Below are 22,684 nucleotides of genomic sequence, written 5' to 3' on the forward strand. Positions count from 1 at the left end.
TTTTTCAATCTCTCAATAGGGCTGCCGGATAATGAATGGCGTCAGCCAAGTTTTCTTTAAAGTACGTCGTAGCCTCTTAACGTTAGAAAATCTGGGAAATCATCATTCTTAATCAATTCATCAAATAACTGAGCAGCTTCAGTAAAACGACCATTAGTGAATGAATCCTCATTCAGCCCTTGCCGTATTTTTTGCATTTCTTCTGCCTTCAGCTGTTCCACCATCTCAAATGTCACTTTGCGGCCATCATTTAAAATCCCTTTTGGATGCCGAATCCATTGCCATACTTGCGCTCGTGAAATTTCAGCGGTAGCCGCATCTTCCATCAAGTTGTTGATCGGCGCAGCGCCTTTTCCTCTCAGCCATGACGCGATGTATTGAATGCCGACACTTATGTTCGTACGTACACCTTCTTCCGTAATGTTACCTTCTGGAACAGCGACCAGATCGTCAGCAGTTACAACAACGTCATCCCGTTTTCGATCAATTTGATTTGGCTGCGGCATGACACGGTTGAACACTTCCATCGCAACAGGCACGAGTCCTGGATGGGCAACCCATGTTCCGTCATGACCATCTGTTGCTTCCCGTTCCTTATCCGCACGAACTTTTTCGAAAGCGATCGCGTTTGCTTTTTCGTCATTTTTAATTGGAATTTGTGCAGCCATTCCCCCGATTGCAGGTGCATTTCGTTTATGGCATGTTTTGATCGCAAGCAGCGAATACGACCTCATGAATGGGACAGTCATCGTCACGAGAGAACGATCAGGCAAAATAACGTGAGGCTGATGGCGGAACTTTTTGATATAGCTGAAAATATAATCCCAGCGGCCGCAGTTCACACCTGCCGAATGATCGCGAAGTTCGTATAAAATCTCATCTATCTCAAAAGCTGCAACGATTGTCTCGATGAGTACAGTTGCTTTAATCGTCCCCCTCGGAATTCCGAGTTGTTCCTGCGCATAAATGAAAACATCATTCCAAAGGCGGGCTTCCAGGTGACTTTCCATCTTAGGCAGATAAAAATAGGGACCGGATCCGCTTTCGATTAATGATTTTGCATTATGGTAAAAATACAATCCAAAATCTACTAAACTCCCAGACATCGGTACGTTGTCCACTAAGATATGTTTCTCATCAAGATGCCAGCCACGAGGTCTGACGATTAAAGTCGCTGTCTTTTCCTTAAGCTCATACTTTTTGCCGTTAGCTCCTTCAAGGGAAATCGTGCGGTTAACAGCGTCTTTAAGGTTGATTTGTCCCTCGATCGTGTTTTCCCACGTTGGTGAGTTTGAATCTTCCAAGTCTGCCATAAACACCTTTGCACCAGAGTTCAGTGCGTTAACGATCATTTTTCGGTCAACCGGACCAGTTATCTCAACGCGCCGATCCTGAAGATCATCCGGGATAGGAGCAATCGTCCATTCACTGTTTCTTATGTGCTCTGTTTCAGGTAAAAAGGTGGGGAGCACCCCGGAATCAATCTCTTGCTGCTTTTCTTTACGTTTTCCGAGCAATTCTTGTCTCGCTGCATTAAAGTTTTGATGAAGCGATTTCAAAAATAAAGTTGCGCCAGGTGTTAGGATCTTCTCAAAAGCTGGGGTGATTTTCCCTGTTACAGTAAGGGATGAGGTGTCGATTTGCATGTATACAACAGTCCTTTCCAGAATTTGTTATGATACAATTAATGATAAATTATCATGTTATATAACAGCATGAACAAAAAAACGTTTATCTTTCGTGTTTTCCAATACAGCGTTCACATTCATATAGATAAGATTCATGCTGTTCTTCGATTTCACATCCACATTCTGTACAGGTCTTCTTAGGCATGTTGCGGTAAAATTCTAGATAATTTTTCATTTTTAAATTCCTCCCTGGATTTGTTTTGATTTGATTAATAGCATTGTATTATAACAGTTATTAAAATGCAACGGCTGTTATATAATTATTTTTAATATTTGCGTTTTTTAAGGCAAATGACCCATTATTTTTACATGATCAAACAAATAATTCTAGTATTTTACTGCGATGTACCGTTTCTGTTATAAAACAGATGGTAAAACAGTGGTTTATTGAATTTTTTGAAAATAATGCTTACAATGATTACATTCAAATTAGGCGTGGTGATAGTATTGAAGATAGATGATACAGATCGAAAAATATTAGAGCTTCTCACACAGGATGGAAGGATGTCGTATGCCGAGATCGGTAAGGAACTCAGCCTTTCCAGAGTGTCTGTACGCGAGCGGGTCAACCAATTGAAGAATGCCGGCATTATTGAAAAGTTCAGTGTTGTCATTGATTCTGAAGCAGTTGGCAAAACAGTCTCTGCATTTTTCGAAGTCGATTGCGAACCAGCGTATCTAGTAAAAGTAGCTGAAAAACTCGTAAACAACCCAAGTGTGGCAAGCTGTTATCAAATGACAGGTCCAAGCACGCTGCATATGCACGTCCTTGTAGAAGATTTTCCGTCACTCGAGAAATTCATCAACAACGAGCTATATGGAATCAAAGGGATATCCCGAGTAGAATCACACATTCTATTAAGACGATTCAAGAGCCGTTCAGGATTGAAACTGTAATTTTTAAGGAGTATAGAGATGAAATCAACCGATAAAGAGATCATTCAACAACCAGTTCAGTCAATAAGTAAATGGAATGATAAAATCTGGCTTACGATCGGCGACAGTATTACTGCTTTTGATCAAATGACTTTAGAGGGATCTCTAGTTAGAGGTTATCAAACAGTCATGCATGAAAAAATCGGATTTAAAGAATACCGCAATGTGGGTTGTCCAGGTGCTACGATGTCTGATGTTGATGAAGATTCCACGACCGTATCTGGTAAAACGCTAATCATTGATGACGTTGACGTGATAACGATCTTCTCGGGTACGAATGATTTTAGAGTTGATGTGCCGCTGGGCTCACTTGGTATGGTTGGGGATGAAATTTTAGATACTGCTACATTTTTTGGTGCCTATCGAAGTTTGATTGAAGACCTTTTAATGAAAAAACCTTCAATAAAAATTTATTTATGGACGCCATTGCAGCGGGATAATGCAGGCTATGATGTGAATTTTATAAACAAAGCAGGACATAGGCTGATTGATTATGTGGATGCTGTCAAACAAATCGGCGAGATGTACGCCATCCCGGTCTTAGATTTATACCGATTAAGCGGAATAAACAAACTAAATTTAGATATCTATACATATGATGGCTTGCACCCTATCAACAGCGGTTATGAAAGAATCGCCGATAGCGCCCTAGGGTTTATGGAGATCTATTAATAAAGTTTTGTTGAGAGCAGAATTCCAGAGATTGGAAAGCTGCTTTTTTATATTCAACAATAGTGTTAAAAACAAAAACATCCAAATCTACCATTTCCTTTAATGCTTTTCCTGATTATAATAAAAGTTGTTTGAAAGTTTCATAAATTGAAAGCGTTTTACAACAAGAGAAGGCAGGAGGAAAACTGAATATGGATTATGGTGTTATTTTTTCAATCAGCGTTTACATGATCGGCATGGTGCTTATTGGGTTGTATGCTTATCGAAAAACAAACAATCTTACCGATTATATGCTAGGCGGGCGAAACTTGGGTCCTGCGGTTACAGCGTTAAGTGCCGGTGCATCAGATATGAGCGGATGGCTGCTAATGGGGCTGCCCGGGGCAATGTATGCGTCCGGATTGAGCAGCGGGTGGATCGTTGTCGGATTGTGTGCAGGTGCTTATTTAAACTGGCTGTTTGTGGCACCGCGCTTAAGAACATACACGGAGGTTTCAAATAACTCCATTACGATTCCGGATTATTTCGAGAATCGCTTTAAGGACAAATCTCGTATTTTAAGAATCACATCTGCTTTTGTTATTATTATCTTTTTTACTTTTTACTCATCATCGGGCATGGTTGCTGGCGGTCAGCTCTTTAAAACTGCTTTTGGAATGAGCTATCAGTGGGGAATGATCCTGACAGCTGGAGTCGTTATTATTTATACATTATTCGGCGGATTTTTAGCAGTAAGCTACACGGATTTCGTTCAGGGAACTATCATGTTTTTAGCTTTAATTCTCGTGCCGGTTGTGACCATCATGCATGTTGGCGGATGGGGTGCATCACTTAACGAGATCCAAAGTGTGAGTCCGGCACTTTTAGATGCATTTAAAGGGACAAGCTTAATCGGAATCATCTCATTACTTGCGTGGGGACTTGGTTATTTTGGTCAGCCGCATATTATCGTTCGTTTTATGGCGATCACTTCTGTTAAAGACATGAAGAGTGCCCGCAGAATCGGCATGGGCTGGATGATCTTTTCGATCGTTGGAGCTATGTTCACAGGTCTTGTGGGAATCGCGTATTTCAATCAAGCAGGAACACCGCTCGATGCATCGAAAGCGGAAACAGTCTTTATTTTATTATCTGAAGTGTTGTTTCATCCGATCATTACAGGATTCTTGTTAGCGGCGATCCTTGCGGCGGTCATGAGTACGATCTCGTCTCAGCTGCTAGTCACTTCAAGTGCGCTGACAGAAGACTTTTATAAAGCGTTTGTTAAACGTTCAGCTTCCGACAAGGAGCTTGTGTTTGTCGGCCGTTTAGCTGTACTAGTCGTTTCCGTGATTGCTTTTATTATGGCACTGAATCCGAGTGAAACGATCTTAAACCTTGTTGGATATGCATGGGCTGGATTTGGAGCAGCATTCGGACCAGTCGTTATTTTGAGCTTATATTGGAAGCGCATGACGAAATGGGCGGCGTTTGCTGGAATCGTGGTTGGAGCCATCACTGTTATCGTATGGGAGCTGATTCCGAGATTTGCGGACGTTTATGAAATCATTCCAGGATTCATTGCGTGTACAATTACGATATTTGTCGTCAGTCTCTTAACAAAAGCGCCAAGTGCAGAGATCAACCGTGAATTTGAAGAAGCACAGCGATTAGTTTCATAAAAAAATGAGAACCTTTCTGAATACAGAGAGGTTCTTTTTAGTGACAAGATATCAACCCATTAGATTAGCTAAAAAGTATTGAAAAAAATAAGTTCCAATACAGCTAAAGCTCATGACTAAAAGTGCGATCGATAAATAGGGATTGTAATGAGGTTCTTTTTTTGAACGCCATAAATAGACGATGGATAAACCGAAACTAAAAATAAAAATGACTAACCATAAGGGTCCAAAAGGAAACAAACCATAATTCATTAAAAAATCGGCTACGTATATCAAGTTAATCAGAAGTAAACTGAAGAAAAAAAATTGTTTCATGATCAACACCTTCGCTTCTTTTTAAACCATATATTACCATACACTCTGGATTATGAGTGAAATCTTATGGATATAAATTTTGTCGAATTACAAAAAGGGTGTGGGCTTACTGTATAAAATGGTCCTTTTTAAATGGATTGTATTAACAAATTTGTATATTTATTTCTCTTAGTCTGGTTTACTATTAATTAGGCAGAGGAGGTTTTTCATATGAGATGGAAAGATTACCCGCAAAACATTAAAGTCCGTTTGATTACATCATTTTTTAACCGGGCTGTATCTTCAGCGGTAATGCCTTTTATGGCTTTATTTTTCGCGCAGGAAAAGAATAAAGTTTGGGCAGGAACGTTTTTATTATTTACGGTTATCGTCAGTTTTTTTGTTAATTTAATCGGTGGCTATATTTCAGACCGTTTCAATCGAAAGAAAGTATTGCTGCTCACATCAGGGCTAAGTGCCATCATGTTTTTTGTTATGACGCTTAGTTTGTATCCTAAGAACAACCTCATCTGGCTGTTTGCTTCCGCTTATGTGTTGTTCGTCGTGACGAGCAGCCTTGGCAGACCGGCTATGCATGCCATTATTATTGATTCAACCACTCCTGAAAATCGGAAAGCAGTCTATGCGATTGAGTACTGGATGGTTAACTTATCAATGGCAATCGGAGCAGCATTAGGCGGATTATTGTTCTTAAACTATCAAATGGAGCTGTTTGTATTACTTACCGTAACTTCTAGTAGTCTTCCGATCGCCTATAAGATCTGGTTGATCGATGAGCACAAACAACTTTTAGAAAAAAAGCATCAGAACGTAATCATCGATTTGATTCAAAACTACAAAATTGCTTTTCAAGACATACCATTCGTAAAAACCGTAATCGGCATGACCTTTATTATGGCAGCGGAGTTTACATTAAACAGCTACATCGGAGTACGCCTTGCAGAGTCGTTCAAACCTATACATATCGGGGGTTTTGATTTAGTAGGAGTGCGGATGCTGAGTATACTTAACATCGAGAACATGCTTTTAGTCGTTTGTTTTACATTTCTCGTGAACAAATGGACAGACCGGTTCAGCCGTCCAAAGGTGCTGCTTCTGGGCCTCGTACTTTACGCAGTTGGCTATTCCGTCATTACGTCGGCAAACGTATGGTACATTCTCATCCTGTTCAGCTTGATCGCGACATTGGGTGAGCTGATCTATTCGCCAGTCATGAACACCGAACAAGCCAACATGATTCCAGCTGATAAAAGAGGATCGTACTCAGCTTTCTCCAACATTTCATTCAGCGGAGCAGACTTCTTAGCCCGCGGAAGTATTATTCTAGGCGCTTATTTAATGCCGATGATGATGTCAGTTTACATTGGAGTGACGATAATGTGCGGGATGTTTTTAGCGTATACAGGATTGTTCGTGAAAAAGTCCAGTACGGGTAAACGAGTAAAAAGCACAGTCACTTCATCCACTTGAGTTATTTGATGGATAGCGCCTTGACTCAAGATTAATAAAGTAAAAGATGGCTTAGACCATCTTTTTTTTTGTGAAAAGTGCTGTTTTTGCAATCATTGTTGTTTGTGAGAGCAGTTGATCTCCTTTTCAGGATGCTCATTTTCTGAAAAAGGACAAGGTGAGATAGCTAACTAATCTTCACCTTGGTCAACTTACCGTTGAAAGCAATTAAATATGCTCTTGAAGCAGCGAAATCTCTTAAAATAGATAGAAATTACAATAAAAATGCAGATCCAACGCAAAAAAGGAGGAAGATGGACAATTCCATCTTCCATTGACCTAAAAACAAGCTCAAGATTTGCAACATAAGCTTCCTCCACCCCATATATCCACGGTAAATCCACATAATTCCACGGAAATGCATAATATTCCCACGTTATTTGCCATATTCCCACGTTAATTTCGATTTAACCACGGACCGACACGATTCAACATGTTTCGCGCATCACCATACTTCAATTCATCAATCAAAACAGGAAATACCTGGTGTTTGTCCATCCAGCATGGACAAATAGTGAAAATGTCCACGAGTGGGGTCTGTCCCCCCCTCTGTCCCCCATCTATTAGGTCTTTTGAACCTTGGTTTTCCTTTACTTGTAAGAACAAAGAACCAACTTTAATTTGTTATGGAAATCGTATAGAAAATATTCTGAATATATTTTATAATCAGAAACAATATTAAAAAACGTTTGTTAATCAAAAATTGATAATCAACTAACAAACGGAATGTATTTATGTTATTTAGTATCGAAAAGTTACAAAAAGGTGAAGGGGGTTGGAGATTTGGCAGGTTTGATTATAAGGCGGATTTTACAGCTTTTGCTCTTATTGCTCGGTATTTCATTCATTGTTTTTATGAGTATGCACATCGCCCCAGGAGATCCAGCCAGTATTATCGGGGGTCCGACCGCAACAAAGGACGATGTTGAAGCGATCAGAGAAAACCTTGGTTTGAACAAACCGCTGCTCACCCAGTATTTCGAATATGTTAAAGGTGTTGTCACAGGTGACTTAGGGTTCTCTTATCAAACGAAACAATCCGTTTCAGAAGCGATTGTTCAAAGGTTTCCTAACACGCTGAATCTGGCCATTGCGAGTATTATCGTCGCAATCGTAATCGGTGTAACCGCTGGGATCGTCTCAGCATTAAAACATAACACGTGGTTTGACGGACTAAGTACGATCATCGCGCTTGGGGGAATCTCCATTCCAAATTTCTGGTTAGGTGCGATTTTAATATTAATCTTTGCCGTCAATCTGCAATGGTTCCCTGTTGGGGGATTAACAGAACCTTTTTGGACGATCGAAGGGATGAAACAGCTTGCCCTGCCAGCGATCACACTTGGAACAGGTTCAGCAGCCATGATCGCCCGTATGAGCAGATCAGCCATGCTTGAAGTGATTCGCGCAGATTACGTACGAACAGCAAGAGCAAAGGGAGTCCGGGAAAAAGCAGTGATCATGATGCATTGCCTTAGAAACGCCATGATTCCCGTTATTACGGTAATCGGTTTGAACTTCGGATTTTTGCTGGGAGGGACGATCATTACAGAATCAGTTTTTGCGATTAACGGGGTTGGAAGGCTTATGATCGAATCCATATCAGCCCGTGATTTCCCGATGGTCCAAGGATCTGTCCTATTAGTGGCGACGCTGTTTGTTTTAGTCAATTTAATTGTAGATATCGTGTACGCCTTTATTGATCCGAGAATTAGCTACGAATAAGCGAAAAGGGGGGATAGCATGTCAGCCGAAGTCGTTACACAGCATGTACCGGCACAAAGGAAAAAGAAAGAAATATTCTTTTTAAAAACATGGAAAAGGCTCATCAAAAACAAAATGGCTGTACTAGGGTTGGTTATTATCGCTTTTCAGCTCGTAATGGCGGTTGCGGCACCTGTCATCGTACAAGTTGATCCAAACAAGCAAAACCTGGAAATGAGTGAACTTCCGCCAGGAACAGACGGACATTGGCTCGGTACAGACAATCATGGTCGTGATATATGGAGCCGGATTGTGTACGGGGCAAGAATTTCGCTGCTCGTCGGCATTGGTGCTGTAAGTCTCGGTTTAATAGGAGGCATTTTTTTAGGATTACTGTCCGGCTATTACCGAAAACTAGATGGCATCATTATGAGAATTGTAGATTTAATGTTTGCCTTTCCTGGCATTTTGCTGGCGATGCTCGTGATCGCGATTTTAGGGACAAGCCTTGTCAATGTCGTTTTCGCGATCAGCATTTGGTCGATTCCAACATGTGCGAGGATCGTGAGGGGGAGTGTCCTTTCTATAAAAAAACAAGAATACATTATCGCGATGAAATCCTTGGGGGCAAGTGACCTGCGAATTATGTTCAAACATGTACTGCCAAACTGCGCGGCACCGATCATTGTGTTTGCCACAATGCGAATGGCGACTGCTATTCTATCAACCGCCTCGTTAAGTTTCCTCGGTTTAGGAGCACAGCCTCCTACTCCAGAATGGGGAGCTATGATTGCGGCTGGACAAGAGTTTATGTGGACGTCGCCTCATATGATCGTTGTTCCAGGGATTGCGATCATGCTTGTTGTGTTCGCGTTCAACGTAGTCGGCGATGCACTCCGAGATGCTTTAGATCAGGGTATGAGTCTCGATAAATAATTAATCAAGGGGGATATAACATGGGAAAGAAGTGGTTTGCTAGTTTGCTAACGGTACTTTTTGTTTTGTCTTTAGCTTTAACGGGTTGCAGCAGCAATTCTTCATCAGGAGGAAGCGGCGGTGATGCGAAACAGGAACTCACATATGCGACAACTTCAAAAGTTGTTGGACTGTCACCGATCTTAACAAATGACTCAGTATCCTCAACTGTTATAGAACAAGTTTATGAAACTCTTTTTGTACGTGATGCGAAATCTGGAGAAATCAAACCTCACCTTGCGGAATCTTATGAAACGCCAGATGAGAACACTTGGGTAATTAAGCTGAAAAAGGATATTAAATTCCAAGATGGCACCCCATTTAATGCAGAAGCGGTTAAATATACATTTGATAAGCTGAAAGATCCAAAAACAGCTGCACCGCGTGCTTCACTTTTAGCACCTGTTACATCCATTGAAGCAAAGGACGATTACACTGTCGTGCTGAAAACAGAAAAGCCTTACGGACCAATGCTGGCAGCCCTTACGCATACGAACGCATCGATCGTTTCGCCGACGGCTGATCAAAAACAAGATTTAATGAAAGAACCGGTTGGAACTGGACCATTTAAGTTCTCCGAAAAAGTGAACGGTGATGACATTGTTCTTGTGAGAAACGATAAGTATTGGCAAAAACCTGCGAAACTCGAAAAGATCACGTTTACCGTTGTTCCTGAAGTATCTACAGCCATTTCGATGCTGCAGACAGGAAAGGTACAGCTGATCGACGGTTTGGCCCCAGAATTGATGCCTCGTCTGGAAAAAATCAAGAACGTCGACATCCAGAAAAAAGACGGAACGCCGGTCTATTACTTAGCTTTTAACATGGAAAAAGCACCGATGAACGAACTGCCGTTCAGACAAGCGGTATCACATGCCGTTAACCGTAAAGGATATCTGAAAAAATTGAATGGTCTAGGAGTCTTTTCGAACACGTTTATTGGACCGAAAGTATTCGGACACACAGAGAGCGACAAAGGACCTGATTTTGATCAAGAAAAAGCGAAGAAACTTGTGAAAGAAAACGGTTATGACAAAAAGGAAGTTAAGCTTCTTGCAGCAAACACGAGTCAATATATGAACATGGCTGAAGTCGTGCAATCCCAATTAAAAGAAGTCGGAATCAACGCGAAAATTGAAACGATCGAATGGGGAACATATTTAGACGTTTCGAAAAAAGGAGACTTTGATATTACGATCGCCGGATGGTCGAATGTAACAGGCGATGGAAGTGAGCTGCTGTTCCCTCGACTTCATTCAGCAAACATCGGTGCAACAAACGTAAGCCGTAATAAAGATCCGAAACTGGATCAGCTGATCGAACAATCCCGATCTGTTGTCGACCAGGATAAGCGCAAAGAAATTTTAGCCCAAGCGGATGAATACGTAATGACTCAGCTTCCTGTATTGCCGATGTACCACGGCATAGCTTCAGCAGCTTACGATAAATCGGTTAAAGGATTTGAGATAGAACCTACAGGACAATGGTCATTATACAGCGTATATAGAGAGTAGGGATGAAATGAAGGAAACCTTATTGAACGTTCAGAACCTGGTGACAACCTTTAAAACGGCAGAAGGTCCCCTCCCGGCAGTGCGCGGGGCTTCCTTCTCCTTACAAAAAGGCGAAACGTTATGTATTGTAGGAGAATCCGGCTGTGGTAAAAGTATCACAGCCCTTTCTTTAATGGGGCTTCTGCCGTCAAACGGAAAAATCGCAAATGGATCCATTCAGTATAACAATCAAGATCTCGTAAAACTGAAGCGGGAAGAGTTGCGAAAACTTCGCGGCAACGAAATTTCGATGATTTTTCAAGAACCGATGACTGCACTTAATCCAGTTTTTACAGTTGGTTTTCAATTGCGTGAACCGTTGATGATTCATCAAAAACTTTCAAAAAGCAAAGCACATAAAAGAGGCATCGAACTGTTGAAAATGGTCGGTATTCCTTCGCCGGAAACAAGAATGAAGCAGTTTCCGCACGAACTGAGCGGCGGGATGAGACAGCGTGTCATGATTGCGATCGCCTTATCATGTAATCCATCACTGTTGATTGCTGATGAACCAACGACTGCACTCGATGTAACGATCCAAGCACAAATTATCGATCTCTTAAACGATTTAAAGGATCAACTCGATATGAGCATGATCATGATCACGCATGATATGGGCGTTGTCGCCGAAATTGCGGACAGGGTGATCGTCATGTACGCGGGAGAAGTCATTGAAGAAGGAACGGTGGATAAGATTTTCAACAATCCGCAGCATCCTTACACGAAAGGACTTTTATCTTCTGTTCCGAATGTGGACGATCCGTTTTTTGAGTTAAAACCGATCGCCGGAAGCATGCCGATGCTAAATGAAGAAATCAGCGGATGCCGTTTTCATCCTCGCTGTCCATATGCAACAGAAAAATGTGTAACAGCTTCACCGAAACGTTTTACAGTTTCTCAACATCAACATGTACGGTGCTGGCTGCAGGAGGAGGTGGGGACGAATGGCGGAAAACGCGCATGTTCTTTATAGTGTAAAAGATGTAAAGAAACACTATCCTGTAAGAGGCGGTATTTTACAAACGGTAAAGAGCCATGTAAAAGCGGTCGATGGGATCACAATCGATATTTTTAAAGGAGAAACACTAGGTGTCGTCGGTGAATCGGGATGCGGTAAATCAACACTCGGCCGTACAATCCTAGGTCTTGAATCCTTAACAGACGGTGAACTCATTTTTAATGGAAAAAACATCAGCAAGTTTAATTCCCGACAGCTGAAACCGTTTAAAAGAGAGATGCAGATGATCTTTCAGGATCCATACGCTTCACTAAACCCGAAGCAGCGGATTGGTGACGCGATCGAGGAAGCATTTATCATTCACACGGATCATCCAGCTTCAAAACGGCGTGAAATGGTGATCGATCTTTTAAAAGAAGTCGGTTTAAAAGAAGAGCATTATGACCGCTATCCTCATGAGTTCAGCGGGGGTCAGCGGCAGCGCATCGGGATCGCACGCGCCATTTCGATCAATCCTTCTTTTATCGTGTGTGATGAACCCGTTTCCGCACTCGATGTTTCCGTTCAGGCACAAGTGATTAAACTGCTAAAAGATCTTCAGCAGAAGCATGATTTAACCTATCTATTTGTTTCCCACGATCTCGGTGTGGTGAGACATCTTTGTAACCGAGTCCTCGTCATGTATTTAGGACAGATGGTGGAACTCGCACCCGTCGAAAAACTTTACAGTAATCCGACACATCCTTATACAGAAGCATTATTGTCGGCCATTCCAAGACCTGTAGTCGGAGTCGGAAAAAAACGCGAAAGAATTCGGTTGACTGGTGATCTTCCGAGTCCTTCAGATCCCCCAAGCGGTTGTCCGTTTCATACGAGATGCCCGATCGCGAAAGAACATTGCACAACAGAACGACCGGCTTGGCGCCAGATCGACGAGGGCCATTTCATAGCCTGTCATGAGAGGTGAAAATATTGAACGAGACGATAAAAAAATCAACACATACTATTCCATATCATAAACAAAACTATCCATACGGTTCTCAGCGGATGACCGTCTACGCAAAAAAAGGAATGGTGGCCACATCACAGCCACTCGCAGCACAAGCGGGGCTGGATATCCTGAAAAAAGGCGGGAACGCAATTGATGCAGCTATCGCAACAGCGGCTTGTTTAACTGTTGTGGAGCCAACATCGAACGGAATCGGCGGAGACGCTTTTGCTCTTGTTTGGACAAAAGACGGAAAGCTGCACGGACTCAATGCTAGCGGACCGGCACCAAAAGGAATTTCGATCGAGGAAGTGAAAAAGGCAGGACACGAAAAGATTCCGAAATTTGGCTGGGTGCCCGTGACGGTTCCCGGAGCACCATCTGCGTGGGCAGAGTTATCGAGCCGATTTGGAAAACTTCCGTTAGAAGAAGTATTGAAACCAGCCATTTCATATGCGGAAGAAGGCTATCCTTTAACGCCAATTCTCGGAAAGTACTGGAAGCGTGCGTATGAAATTTTTAAAAAGGAATTAAAAGGAGTGGAATTCAAGGCGTGGTTTGAAACATTCGCACCAGATGGCCGTGCTCCTGAAGTAGGTGAGCTGTGGCGTTCGCCGGGACATGCTGAAACGTTAAAAGAAATTGCGAAAACAAACGCAGAATCTTTTTACCGTGGTGCTCTTGCTCAAAAGATCGGTGAAGCGTCTGCGAATCACGGCGGATTTTTAACGAGTGAAGATTTAGCAGGTTTTTACCCCGAGTGGGTCGATCCGATCAAGGTGAACTACCGTGGGTATGATGTGTGGGAGATTCCGCCGAACGGTCAGGGAATTGTGGCGTTAATGGCACTCAACACACTGAAAGGATTTGATTTTACAGAAAAAGAATCAGCCGAAACATACCATAAGCAGATCGAAGCCATTAAGCTGGCATTTGTGGATGCCAAAAAATATGTAACCGATTCTGCGAGAATGCGAGTTTCTGTGGAAGGACTTTTATCTGAACAATATTCAGTGGAAAGAAGAAACTTAATCGGTACAGAAGCGATCCAGCCTGAACCAGGACTACCGCCGAGCGGAGGAACGGTCTATCTAGCAGCGGCTGATGAAGAAGGCAACATGGTATCGTTCATCCAGAGCAACTATATGGGATTCGGTTCAGGAATCGTAGTGCCGGGAACAGGAATTTCGCTGCAAAACAGAGGCCACGATTTTTCGCTCGATTCGGATCATGACAACGCATTGGAACCTGGAAAAAGAACGTATCATACGATCATTCCTGGATTTTTAACAAAAGGCGATGAAGCAATAGGGCCGTTCGGGGTGATGGGAGGCTACATGCAGCCGCAAGGACACGTCCAAGTCATTATGAATGTGGTCGATTTTCACCTGAATCCGCAATCAGCACTTGATGCACCGCGCTGGCAATGGATCGAGGATAAAAAGGTTATGGTAGAACGCTCCGTTCCGCCGCACATCGCAGACGAACTAGCAAGAAGAGGGCATGAGGTACAGGTTGCGATGGATTCCGGGAATTTCGGAAGAGGACAGATCATCTGGAGAGATCCGAAGACAGGTGTACTGGCTGGCGGAACCGAAGCACGAACGGACGGATCAATCGCCGCATGGTAAAAAAGAATTGGAATCTTTTTGTCGCTTTTTTCCGAAGCGGCATGCTCGGCTACGGCGGCGGCCCCTCTTCCATTCCGCTCGTGCATAAAGAAGTCGTCAGAACGTTTAAATGGATGAACGACGAAGAATTCGGTGATGTGCTCGCCCTCGCAAATGCTTTGCCAGGTCCGATTGCGACAAAAATGGCAGGTTATATCGGATACCGTGTAGCAGGTGTTCTCGGTCTCTTGTCGGCTGTAATCGCAGCGACTCTGCCGACGATTATTTTGATGGTCGTACTGCTCACTTCGCTCCGTGAATACAAGGATCAGCCATGGGTAATCGGGATGACAAAAGGCGTCGTCCCCGTTGTAGGTGTCATGCTTGCCGTACTCACGTGGCAGTTTTTTCAGAGTTCGAAAAAAAGCCTCGGGTTCAAAGTAAGTTTCGTCCATGTCGTGATCGGTTTTATTTTATTGCAGCTGTTGGGCGTCCATCCCGGAATTATTATCGCCGGATTGCTTTTATACGCGCTGTTCAGTCCATCAAAAGATAAAAACAAAGATACATTAAAAGTGCGAGGAGGCGAAAAAACAGGATGATTTATTGGCACATCTTTCTCGCCTTTTTTCTGCCAGGCATATTAGGCTACGGCGGCGGACCCGCTTCGATTCCTCTCATCGAAAATGAAGTTGTGGACCGTTACCACTGGCTGTCCGTTAATGATTTTACAGAAGTACTCGCCCTCGGAAACGCACTTCCAGGACCGATCGCCACCAAAATGGCGGGTTATATTGGCTACCATGAAGGCGGAGTACTCGGTTCGTTCGTCGGTGTTTTTGCTTCTGTCGCACCGTCCCTATTGCTGATGGTCGCTTTCCTAGGTCTTGTTTATAAATTTAAAGACTCACCTCGCGTAAAAAACATGAGTACGTACGTGAAACCCACCATTGCCGTGCTGCTCGGAATTATGGCGTATCAGTTTTTAGCCGAATCCTATAAAGGAACTGGCTGGATGCACACACTATTTCTTGCAGCGGCAAGTTTCGTGCTGATGGAAAGGTTGAAAGTCTCGCCCGTATTTGTCATTATCGGATCACTCGGATATGGCGCTTTTTTCTTAGCTTAAATGAGCAGAACCTTTGAGGAGGTTCTGTTTTTTTTTGTCTTCAGGGAGGGACGTTGATGTCTCTGGGGCTTAAGTGTGTCGAATGATGTCGGTTCGTGGTTATTCGCGAATTAACGTGGAATTATTGAAAATAACGTGGAAATAAACCGTTTTTTTTGTGGATATATTTGGATTTACCGTGGAATTAATCAAGTTTGAGCTTTTTATTTTAAATCATTACCTTTGATTTTCTATGATTTCATGTAAATTTTGTAAAAATAAAAAAATTGGTAAAAAGACAGGTCAAAAGCCTAGTGTGAACCTTCATTATATAGGAAATGTTAACCCTAAAGATGCAATAGAATTCCAGACTTCGGGGGAGGGATTACTATGTTTGGCTTTGATGATGTCGTGAAGTTTATCTTTTCGTTTTTTCTTGTATTGCCAATCGTTACTTTCATACATGAAGCTGGGCATTTGGTTTTTGGGAAAATTACAGGCGGCAAGGTTAGGATTCATATTGGGATCGGCAATCGTTTCTTAAAAATAGGAGCGTTTAACATTCGTAAAGTTTATTTTTGGGATGGCTGGTGCGAATATGAAAATTTGAAGAATCATAAAAAGCGTCACTTAGTACTCGTTTATCTCGGCGGTCCATTGTTTACAGTATTAAGCATGTTTCTGTTAAATGTGGTTGTTCAAACGGGATATCTGGAGGCTGGTATTTTTACATATCAGTTTGAATACTTTTCTTTTTACTTTATGTTCTTTTCATTGATTCCTATTGAAAATAACGGATACCCAACAGACGGAAAAGCCGCGTGGGATGTGATCAGAAAAGGAACTGTGGAAAATAATCCACTTGGATAATTACGCAAAATCAACAACTTTAAAAACAACTTTTTACTGTTCTCGTTGTATAATGAAAGTGATTTATTACAACGGGGAAGAGGGATCAGCATGAAACCTATATTATTAGGAATTGCGGCGGCATTTTTCTTTGGAGTCACCTTTTTATTGAACCGATCCATGGATTTAGCAGGCGGCAGCTGGCATTGGAGTGCAGCACTCCGCTTTTTTTATATGGTACCGTTATTAGGGATCATCGTATGGATGAGAGGAAATGTAAGACCTGTTTTCCAGGAATTACGGTCAAGGTTCGGCGTATGGTTTTTATGGAGTTCCGTGGGATTTGTTCTCTTTTATGCGCCGATTACATATGCAGCAGGATTTGGAGAGGCATGGCTCTTGGCTTCTACGTGGCAGATTACAATTGTTGCAGGCTCACTGCTCGTACCGTTTTTTTATGACGGAAATGACAAAGGAACACCAAAAGGAAAATTGACTCGACAGAAGATTCCTTTCAAAGGTTTGGGATTCTCCTTGCTGATTTTAGCAGGAGTTGCGCTTGTTCAGTTTCATGACGCGGGTGGTGTAAACAGCTCATTATGGCTGCATGTTGTCATTCCCGTTATTATCGCAGCAATCGCATATCCGCTCGGAAACCGGAAGATGATGATAGAGACAAACAAGCGGCTGGATGCGTTTCAGCGTGCTTTTGGTATGACGATCGCATCACTGCCGTGGTGGATCGTTCTTGCGGCAGCAGGCTAGGTTCAAAGTGGACCGCCAACATCCGGTCAGTTATGGCAGACGTTAATTGTTGCAGTATCTTCAGGGGTGATTGCAACCGTCCTTTTTTTCCAGGCAACCGATTTATGCGCCAATGACCCTGTAAAACTAGCAGGTGTTGAAGCAACCCAATCCGCAGAAATCATTTTTGTGCTGTTAGGTGAAATGTGGCTGCTTTCCGTAGCCACACCAAGTTTCCTGTCATTAACAGGTGTTGCGGTAATCATGTTAGGCATGTTTTTGCATAGTTATTTCGGAAAAACAGAAGTTGTGAAAAAAAAATCTATGAATCTTGCAAAATGATGATTAAAAAATATCTATCTGGGAATAGTAGTACTACCCCCCCTTTTTATATAGTAACTTTAACAGCCGTTGCCCGTAGCAGCGGTTGTTTTTTGTCGTTTTTTTATATAAAACTATACGTTTTATTTGGGCACCGAATATCGGATAATAAAGTAAAACCCCTGATATTCTAGTTGTGAGAGGAGGTTAGGTAAATGGATTCGCTTAAAAGGCTAAATGAAGCATTAAGCTATATTGAAGAAAACCTCACGGATCAAGTGGATTATAAAGAAGCAGCAAGACTGGCATATTGTTCTGAATATCATTTTAAGAGAATGTTTTCTTTTCTTGCCGGTGTTCCCTTGTCTGAATACATCAGGCGGAGGCGTCTGACGCTTGCTGCGTTCGAGCTCAACAACAGTAATGTTCGCGTGATCGATGCCGCAATCAAGTATGGATACAACTCGCCTGATTCGTTTACAAAAGCTTTTCAAAGTTTGCATGGTGTCACACCTTCAGAAGCTAGAATTAACGGCCAATCCTTAAAAGCCTTCCCGCGCCTAACCTTTCAACTAACGATAAAAGGGGATAGCGAGATGAATTATCGAATCGTTGAGAAAACAGCATTTAAAATCGTGGGCTTCAAAAAAAGGGTTCCAATCGTTTTTGAAGGAGTTAATCCTGAGATTGCGGCAATGTGGAAAAACTTAAAGCCTGAGGAGATACATCAGCTTAAAAGTCTATCAAATATAGAGCCAATGGGCTTACTCAGTGCTTCAACGAACTTTTCAGAAGAACGGATGGAAGAAAAAGGGGAGCTCGATCATTTTATTGGTGCAGCAACGACAAGTGAATGTCCTGAAAACTTCGAAAAGCTGGATGTTGCAGCCTCCAATTGGGCAGTATTTGAAGCGGTCGGTCCATTTCCTGATACTTTGCAGAATGTTTGGGGACGGATCTACTCAGAATGGTTTCCATCTTCAAGCTTTGAGCAGGCAGAAGGACCGGAAATTCTATGGAACGAGCACAAGGATATAACTTCTCCAACATTTAAAAGTGAAATATGGATACCAGTTATGAAAAAGTAAAATAAAAATGAAAAAACAAGCTTGAAAGTGCAAGAAACATTCACTTTTGAGCTGTTTTTGTTTTGGGAAAGTCTGTTTTATGTAAAAAGCTATCTTTGTTAGGCGATTTGAAACGATGCAATTCGGTATATCCACGGTCAAAGCAAATATATCCACGTTAGCTGAAAAATGACCCAAAAGAATGATCTTCTGGGTCATACTTTTATTGATCCACAATCTCTTTCAGCTTGCTCTGCCACTTGTCGTCATCCAATATGATCTGAAACGAGATGCGGCGGTTTTTTTGCAGAGCTTCAACGGTGTTTCCTTTTGCGATCGGCTTATACTCGCTGTATCCGGTTGCGGCCAAGTACTGTGCATACTCTTTTTTCGCGAGTTTCGGATTCGCTTTACCAAGATAATCAACGACTGCTACCGCACGCTGGGTGGATAGCGACCAGTTGTCATACGGCACAGAGTCTGTGTGACCTTCAATTAAAATGATGTAGAGGTACTGGCTCATGTCCTTTTCCTCGATAATGGCAGCAAGTGCATCAGCAAGGGGATTGAGCACTTTTTTTCCTTTTTCCGAAATGTCTGCACTTCCCGTATCGAAAAGGATGTTTCCTTCTACGGAAATAGTATTGTTTGGTCCGCGAATGATCTTATCTTTTCCGACGTTTTCTTCAAGCTGTTTTTGAATGAGGTCTGAAATGTGTTTTTTTACCTCTGCCACTTGGCCGAGTTCGCGCTTGATCTGTGCCTGATCATATGCGTTGTATATACTCTGGACATAGGCTAGTATCGCAATGAACACCATGACGAGAACCATCATAGCCATCATATCGGTAAAACTTGGCCAGAAAATCTCACTTGTTTCTTGATCCTCATTATGAAAATACGATTGCCGCGCCTTCATTCCGCTCACCGTCTCCTAGTGATGATCGGAGCTCGATCATCTTCCACATATTGCGCTTGCCGCGGTTCCCTTGATTCATAAATCACTTGCGAGGGCTGGTTCATGGCAGATTGATAGATTCGCTGCAGCAGGTGGTACATGTCAGAAAGGGTGCGGTTGTTGTCAGTAATGCTGCGTGTTAAGCCTTGGTACAAGTTTTCGAGAGTTCGAGAAAGTTCCCGCATATCATCTTCACGTCCGTGCTGATTTTGCGAGTTGTTTAAAATCGTTCCGAGCTGTCTGCTCTGACTGTCCATGATGTTGCGTACTTGGTCGGTAAAATCCCGCTTAACATGTTCTACTGCAGCAAAAAATCCTTTTTCAAGCTGCTGCACACTCGAAGCGAAGTCCGCGGAAGCCCGGCCGTATTCGCCCTGCTTTTCGGAATAGCGATAATACCATTCGTCTTGTTTTTGCGCGAGCCGGTTTTCGAGATTTTCGTGCTGTGTTTGATAGTGCTGCAGCTGTTCTTGCATGCCGCGAAGCAGCGTTTGGGCATGTTCTTCAGATCGGCGCTGTGATTCTTGTAAAACTTTATCAGAACGCTGCATGAGCTGTTCGAACTTTTGCTGACCTTGTGTATGCCGCTCGTTTGCCACCTTCATCTGCTGCTCGAAAGCTGAAATATTTTGAGCAAGAGCGTTAATGCTGGAATCGACAGTCTTTTGGATCGTGCCGAGTTCCTTCGTCGTTTCGTTAAATCGGTTGCCGAACTGATCCAGCTGACTGGCTGAAGCGGCAAAACGTTCAGAATGCTGGCGCTGCGCCTCGAAAATACCGTTCACGTCTTCCATGGCTTTTTGAAGTCCGGCTGTGAAGTTCACCATTTGTGAGGCGAACTCACCGAGTGTTTTATCAAACGAACTTTCAACACGCGCAGCAAGACGGTCTAGCAATCGTTCTACGGAATCCTGCGGTTTGTCGTTGATAAGCAAGCTGTTGAAATGATGATCCAAATACACTTCGCAATCGGATAAAAGTTTCCCTTGTTTATAGGAAAGGGAAGAACCTTGAGAAAAAAAACCCGTCTGAATCAAGTTCAGAAAAAGAGCAGCAGTAATACCGGCGATACTTGTAAAAAAGGCGACGCTCATTCCTTTAAAGGGAGCGGTTAAGGAGGAGATGATGGAATTGAGCGTAAGATTGGCATCAGCCGGCTGTGTACCCAGCGTCATTAACGTATCCTGCATCGATAAAAGAGAGAGAGTAAGTCCGATAAAGGTTCCGAGTACACCTAAAATAATGGTGAAGGACGGAAGCTGGCTGAGAAAACGCTGGATGTTTCCGACCGGCACTCTGAATATGCCAAGTACTGGAATTTTTTCATTGTATAGATGTTTTTCAATTAGTGCTTGCGTGTTCAGCTGCGGGACACCTGCAAGGTGAAATTGCTTGTAATCAGATGTAACTCGCTGAATCCAATGGGAGTAAGGCTGCTGCTCAGGATGTGTTTCCAGCTGCTGCAGTTCCCTGCTCCATTTTCGAAAATAAAAGGTTGTCTGGGTATATCCAACAATGCCTACAAAAGCTAAAATACCAATGGCTGCCACAACAATGAGTGTAATCTGATCCATTATGCCACCCCTCAAGAAGTCTCGTCTTACTGATAAATATGTCCCAGCTGCGGGAAATATTTTAGGAAATGGGGTCTGACCCCAAAGAAATACAAAAACCCCTGAATTGTCCACTTCAGGTGGACAATTCAGGGGTTCACGTCTCCAAAAATTCAGTGACCGATTATATATTATTCGTCTTTTCCGTATCCGTCATCATCGACAGGCTCAAGTCCTTTTTTCTTTTCTACTAAAGCATTATAAAACGAAGCATACGTCGCGGTCATGTATGGATAGATCCAGAGGAATCCGATTCCAAAAGTGATAAGACCCAAGAATACCCACCCGATAAAGCTTAATTGAAGAACAAAGAACTTCCACTTGTATCCGACCATAAGCTTTCGGCTTTCCGTAATCGCCGCATTGATTCCCATTTTCGGATTGTCTTTATAAACAAAGTACGTTTGAGAGTATGCTAATGCTTTAATAATACCTGGGATAATGAAAAGAAGTGTCCATAAAATCACATAAATCATCATGAGCAAATAGGTGCCTAACAGCTTAAGATACATGCTGATCTCGGAAAAAGCCTGGAATAGCCCAGAGAATCGAACTCGTTCCCCAATGCGAATAACTGACAGAAACATCCATGAATAACCGATCGATAATGGAAGTAAAACAAGTGTAATGAGGAATGTGCTTAAAGACTGCCCATCTTCATTACCAGTTGTGTACATCCAATTTTCATATCCGCCGCTTAGCTTTATTTCCACGAACATCGGGAGAACAACATAAACCGCAGCGAACACGAGTGTAACCATTGCTGCAACAGACCATTGACCTTCCAATTGTAGTCTTGCTTCTTTCTTAAAATCTCTAATTTTCATTGATCTTCACCTTTCCTTGTCTCTACATTCGAGTGTATACTACTAATCCTATTGTTGGAAGGTGAATTTTATGGGTAATTCATTCGTTTTACTCTAACCTCCTGCTTGTATAAAATGTAAGTAATATGCTGGAAAGCGAATTGCAAAAAAAGGAGGGGTTAACGTGAAGAATGTTAAAAAAAGCCATGACCTAGTACTTCTTTTTGACGGAGTATGCAACCTATGTAATTCAAGTGTGCAATTCATACTAAAACACGAAAAAAATGAAGAGCTGAAATTTGCGGCGATTCAATCAGAATCGGGAAAAGAATTGTTATCGCGCTATCATATTGATACAGCACAAACGGATTCTGTCATTTTTATAGAAAACGGTAAGGTTTATTTCATGTCAGATGCAGTCTTGACGCTCACTCGATATTTAAGATCCCCATGGAACTTAAGCAAGAATTTCCTGGTGTTCCCACGACCGTTAAGAGATTTTTTATACAAAAGAATTGCTAAGAACAGATATCGGTGGTTTGGAAAAAAAGAGAGCTGCATGATTCCTACCCCGGCTTTAAGAAAAAGATTCCTAGAATAGTTTTGTATGCAAATTTTCATAGGACAAGGACACCCCTTAATAAAATAA

General features: G+C 42.4%; 21 protein-coding genes and 1 pseudogene. 16 read left to right on the top strand and 6 right to left on the bottom strand.

Going from position 1 to position 22,684, the window contains the following annotated elements; genetic code table 11:
• Positions 1–56: 56 nt before the first annotated feature.
• Together aceB and yhfH are read right to left on the bottom strand one after the other, a co-directional pair.
• A complete protein-coding gene (gene aceB, locus RGB74_RS01565) occupies positions 57–1,646 on the bottom strand; it encodes a malate synthase A (protein WP_310761238.1) in 1,590 nt (529 codons plus the stop codon).
• A gap of 85 nt (positions 1,647–1,731) precedes the next feature.
• A complete protein-coding gene (gene yhfH / locus RGB74_RS01570) occupies positions 1,732–1,863 on the bottom strand; it encodes a protein YhfH (RefSeq protein ID WP_310761239.1) in 132 nt (43 codons plus the stop codon).
• A gap of 272 nt (positions 1,864–2,135) precedes the next feature.
• Between yhfH and RGB74_RS01575 the strand changes: the two genes are divergently transcribed.
• From RGB74_RS01575 to putP, 3 genes are all read left to right on the top strand, one after another.
• Entirely contained in the window at positions 2,136–2,585 is a 450-nt protein-coding gene (locus tag RGB74_RS01575; RefSeq protein ID WP_310761240.1) for an Lrp/AsnC family transcriptional regulator, read from the top strand.
• A gap of 18 nt (positions 2,586–2,603) precedes the next feature.
• Complete coding sequence (locus tag RGB74_RS01580; protein ID WP_310761241.1) at positions 2,604–3,296, top strand: SGNH/GDSL hydrolase family protein; 693 nt, start codon at positions 2,604–2,606, stop codon at positions 3,294–3,296.
• Between the two features lie 191 nt (positions 3,297–3,487).
• Positions 3,488–4,957 (top strand): sodium/proline symporter PutP, encoded by a 1,470-nt coding sequence (gene putP / locus RGB74_RS01585; protein ID WP_310761242.1) that lies wholly within the window; start codon positions 3,488–3,490, stop codon positions 4,955–4,957.
• Positions 4,958–5,008: 51 nt separating this feature from the next.
• Here putP and RGB74_RS01590 read toward each other — a convergent pair whose 3' ends face one another.
• Positions 5,009–5,272 carry a hypothetical protein gene (locus RGB74_RS01590; RefSeq protein ID WP_310761243.1) on the bottom strand — a complete coding sequence of 88 codons (264 nt, stop codon included), beginning with the start codon at positions 5,270–5,272 and terminating at the stop codon, positions 5,009–5,011.
• Between the two features lie 210 nt (positions 5,273–5,482).
• On the opposite strand from RGB74_RS01590, the gene RGB74_RS01595 reads away from it, so the two are divergent.
• The 12 genes and pseudogenes from RGB74_RS01595 to RGB74_RS01650 all read left to right on the top strand — a co-directional run bounded on the left by RGB74_RS01595 (position 5,483) and on the right by RGB74_RS01650 (position 18,679).
• Positions 5,483–6,742 carry an MDR family MFS transporter gene (locus RGB74_RS01595; RefSeq protein ID WP_310761244.1) on the top strand — a complete coding sequence of 420 codons (1,260 nt, stop codon included), beginning with the start codon at positions 5,483–5,485 and terminating at the stop codon, positions 6,740–6,742.
• Between the two features lie 822 nt (positions 6,743–7,564).
• On the top strand, positions 7,565–8,506 hold the full coding sequence (gene nikB, locus RGB74_RS01600; RefSeq protein WP_310761245.1) for a nickel ABC transporter permease: 942 nt from the start codon (positions 7,565–7,567) through the stop codon (positions 8,504–8,506).
• Positions 8,507–8,524: 18 nt separating this feature from the next.
• A complete protein-coding gene (locus RGB74_RS01605) occupies positions 8,525–9,421 on the top strand; it encodes an ABC transporter permease (RefSeq protein ID WP_310761246.1) in 897 nt (298 codons plus the stop codon).
• 20 nt (positions 9,422–9,441) lie between these two features.
• On the top strand, positions 9,442–10,974 hold the full coding sequence (locus RGB74_RS01610) for a glutathione ABC transporter substrate-binding protein (protein WP_310761247.1): 1,533 nt from the start codon (positions 9,442–9,444) through the stop codon (positions 10,972–10,974).
• A 7-nt stretch (positions 10,975–10,981) separates the two neighbouring features.
• A complete protein-coding gene (locus tag RGB74_RS01615; protein ID WP_310761248.1) occupies positions 10,982–11,986 on the top strand; it encodes an ABC transporter ATP-binding protein in 1,005 nt (334 codons plus the stop codon).
• Complete coding sequence (locus RGB74_RS01620) at positions 11,958–12,938, top strand: ABC transporter ATP-binding protein (protein WP_310761249.1); 981 nt, start codon at positions 11,958–11,960, stop codon at positions 12,936–12,938. Before RGB74_RS01615 ends, RGB74_RS01620 begins: the two co-directional genes overlap by 29 nt.
• A gap of 80 nt (positions 12,939–13,018) precedes the next feature.
• On the top strand, positions 13,019–14,590 hold the full coding sequence (locus RGB74_RS01625) for a gamma-glutamyltransferase family protein (RefSeq protein WP_310762959.1): 1,572 nt from the start codon (positions 13,019–13,021) through the stop codon (positions 14,588–14,590).
• Positions 14,584–15,171, top strand: a complete 588-nt coding sequence (locus tag RGB74_RS01630) for a chromate transporter (protein WP_310761250.1) — start codon at positions 14,584–14,586, stop codon at positions 15,169–15,171. Before RGB74_RS01625 ends, RGB74_RS01630 begins: the two co-directional genes overlap by 7 nt.
• Positions 15,168–15,698 (top strand): chromate transporter, encoded by a 531-nt coding sequence (locus RGB74_RS01635; protein ID WP_310761251.1) that lies wholly within the window; start codon positions 15,168–15,170, stop codon positions 15,696–15,698. The genes RGB74_RS01630 and RGB74_RS01635 overlap by 4 nt, the downstream gene beginning before the upstream one ends.
• A 369-nt stretch (positions 15,699–16,067) precedes the next feature.
• A complete protein-coding gene (locus RGB74_RS01640; protein WP_310761252.1) occupies positions 16,068–16,547 on the top strand; it encodes a site-2 protease family protein in 480 nt (159 codons plus the stop codon).
• 90 nt (positions 16,548–16,637) lie between these two features.
• Positions 16,638–17,612: pseudogene (locus tag RGB74_RS01645) on the top strand (multidrug resistance efflux transporter family protein).
• A 194-nt stretch (positions 17,613–17,806) separates the two neighbouring features.
• Positions 17,807–18,679, top strand: a complete 873-nt coding sequence (locus RGB74_RS01650) for an AraC family transcriptional regulator (protein ID WP_310761253.1) — start codon at positions 17,807–17,809, stop codon at positions 18,677–18,679.
• Positions 18,680–18,881: 202 nt separating this feature from the next.
• Here the strand turns inward: RGB74_RS01650 and RGB74_RS01655 are convergent, their stop codons facing one another.
• The 3 genes from RGB74_RS01655 to RGB74_RS01665 form a co-directional block, all read right to left on the bottom strand.
• A complete protein-coding gene (locus RGB74_RS01655; protein ID WP_310761254.1) occupies positions 18,882–19,577 on the bottom strand; it encodes an OmpA/MotB family protein in 696 nt (231 codons plus the stop codon).
• A gap of 5 nt (positions 19,578–19,582) precedes the next feature.
• A complete protein-coding gene (locus tag RGB74_RS01660; RefSeq protein ID WP_310761255.1) occupies positions 19,583–21,190 on the bottom strand; it encodes a hypothetical protein in 1,608 nt (535 codons plus the stop codon).
• A 170-nt stretch (positions 21,191–21,360) separates the two neighbouring features.
• Positions 21,361–22,056 carry a DUF975 family protein gene (locus RGB74_RS01665; RefSeq protein WP_310761256.1) on the bottom strand — a complete coding sequence of 232 codons (696 nt, stop codon included), beginning with the start codon at positions 22,054–22,056 and terminating at the stop codon, positions 21,361–21,363.
• 163 nt (positions 22,057–22,219) lie between these two features.
• Between RGB74_RS01665 and RGB74_RS01670 the strand changes: the two genes are divergently transcribed.
• Positions 22,220–22,636 (top strand): thiol-disulfide oxidoreductase DCC family protein, encoded by a 417-nt coding sequence (locus RGB74_RS01670; protein ID WP_310761257.1) that lies wholly within the window; start codon positions 22,220–22,222, stop codon positions 22,634–22,636.
• Positions 22,637–22,684: the final 48 nt, after the last annotated feature.

The organism is Bacillus sp. NEB1478 (genome assembly GCF_031582965.1).
Lineage (GTDB): Bacteria > Bacillota > Bacilli > Bacillales > Fictibacillaceae > Fictibacillus.

Coding starts and splice junctions, on each gene's coding strand:
- aceB (WP_310761238.1), bottom strand. CDS start 1,646: ATGCAAATCGACACCTCATCCCTTACTGTAACAGGGAAAATCACCCCA.
- yhfH (WP_310761239.1), bottom strand. CDS start 1,863: ATGAAAAATTATCTAGAATTTTACCGCAACATGCCTAAGAAGACCTGT.
- RGB74_RS01580 (WP_310761241.1), top strand. CDS start 2,604: ATGAAATCAACCGATAAAGAGATCATTCAACAACCAGTTCAGTCAATA.
- putP (WP_310761242.1), top strand. CDS start 3,488: ATGGATTATGGTGTTATTTTTTCAATCAGCGTTTACATGATCGGCATG.
- RGB74_RS01590 (WP_310761243.1), bottom strand. CDS start 5,272: ATGAAACAATTTTTTTTCTTCAGTTTACTTCTGATTAACTTGATATAC.
- RGB74_RS01595 (WP_310761244.1), top strand. CDS start 5,483: ATGAGATGGAAAGATTACCCGCAAAACATTAAAGTCCGTTTGATTACA.
- RGB74_RS01605 (WP_310761246.1), top strand. CDS start 8,525: ATGTCAGCCGAAGTCGTTACACAGCATGTACCGGCACAAAGGAAAAAG.
- RGB74_RS01610 (WP_310761247.1), top strand. CDS start 9,442: ATGGGAAAGAAGTGGTTTGCTAGTTTGCTAACGGTACTTTTTGTTTTG.
- RGB74_RS01615 (WP_310761248.1), top strand. CDS start 10,982: ATGAAGGAAACCTTATTGAACGTTCAGAACCTGGTGACAACCTTTAAA.
- RGB74_RS01620 (WP_310761249.1), top strand. CDS start 11,958: ATGGCGGAAAACGCGCATGTTCTTTATAGTGTAAAAGATGTAAAGAAA.
- RGB74_RS01625 (WP_310762959.1), top strand. CDS start 13,019: ATGACCGTCTACGCAAAAAAAGGAATGGTGGCCACATCACAGCCACTC.
- RGB74_RS01630 (WP_310761250.1), top strand. CDS start 14,584: ATGGTAAAAAAGAATTGGAATCTTTTTGTCGCTTTTTTCCGAAGCGGC.
- RGB74_RS01635 (WP_310761251.1), top strand. CDS start 15,168: ATGATTTATTGGCACATCTTTCTCGCCTTTTTTCTGCCAGGCATATTA.
- RGB74_RS01640 (WP_310761252.1), top strand. CDS start 16,068: ATGTTTGGCTTTGATGATGTCGTGAAGTTTATCTTTTCGTTTTTTCTT.
- RGB74_RS01650 (WP_310761253.1), top strand. CDS start 17,807: ATGGATTCGCTTAAAAGGCTAAATGAAGCATTAAGCTATATTGAAGAA.
- RGB74_RS01655 (WP_310761254.1), bottom strand. CDS start 19,577: ATGAAGGCGCGGCAATCGTATTTTCATAATGAGGATCAAGAAACAAGT.
- RGB74_RS01660 (WP_310761255.1), bottom strand. CDS start 21,190: ATGGATCAGATTACACTCATTGTTGTGGCAGCCATTGGTATTTTAGCT.
- RGB74_RS01665 (WP_310761256.1), bottom strand. CDS start 22,056: ATGAAAATTAGAGATTTTAAGAAAGAAGCAAGACTACAATTGGAAGGT.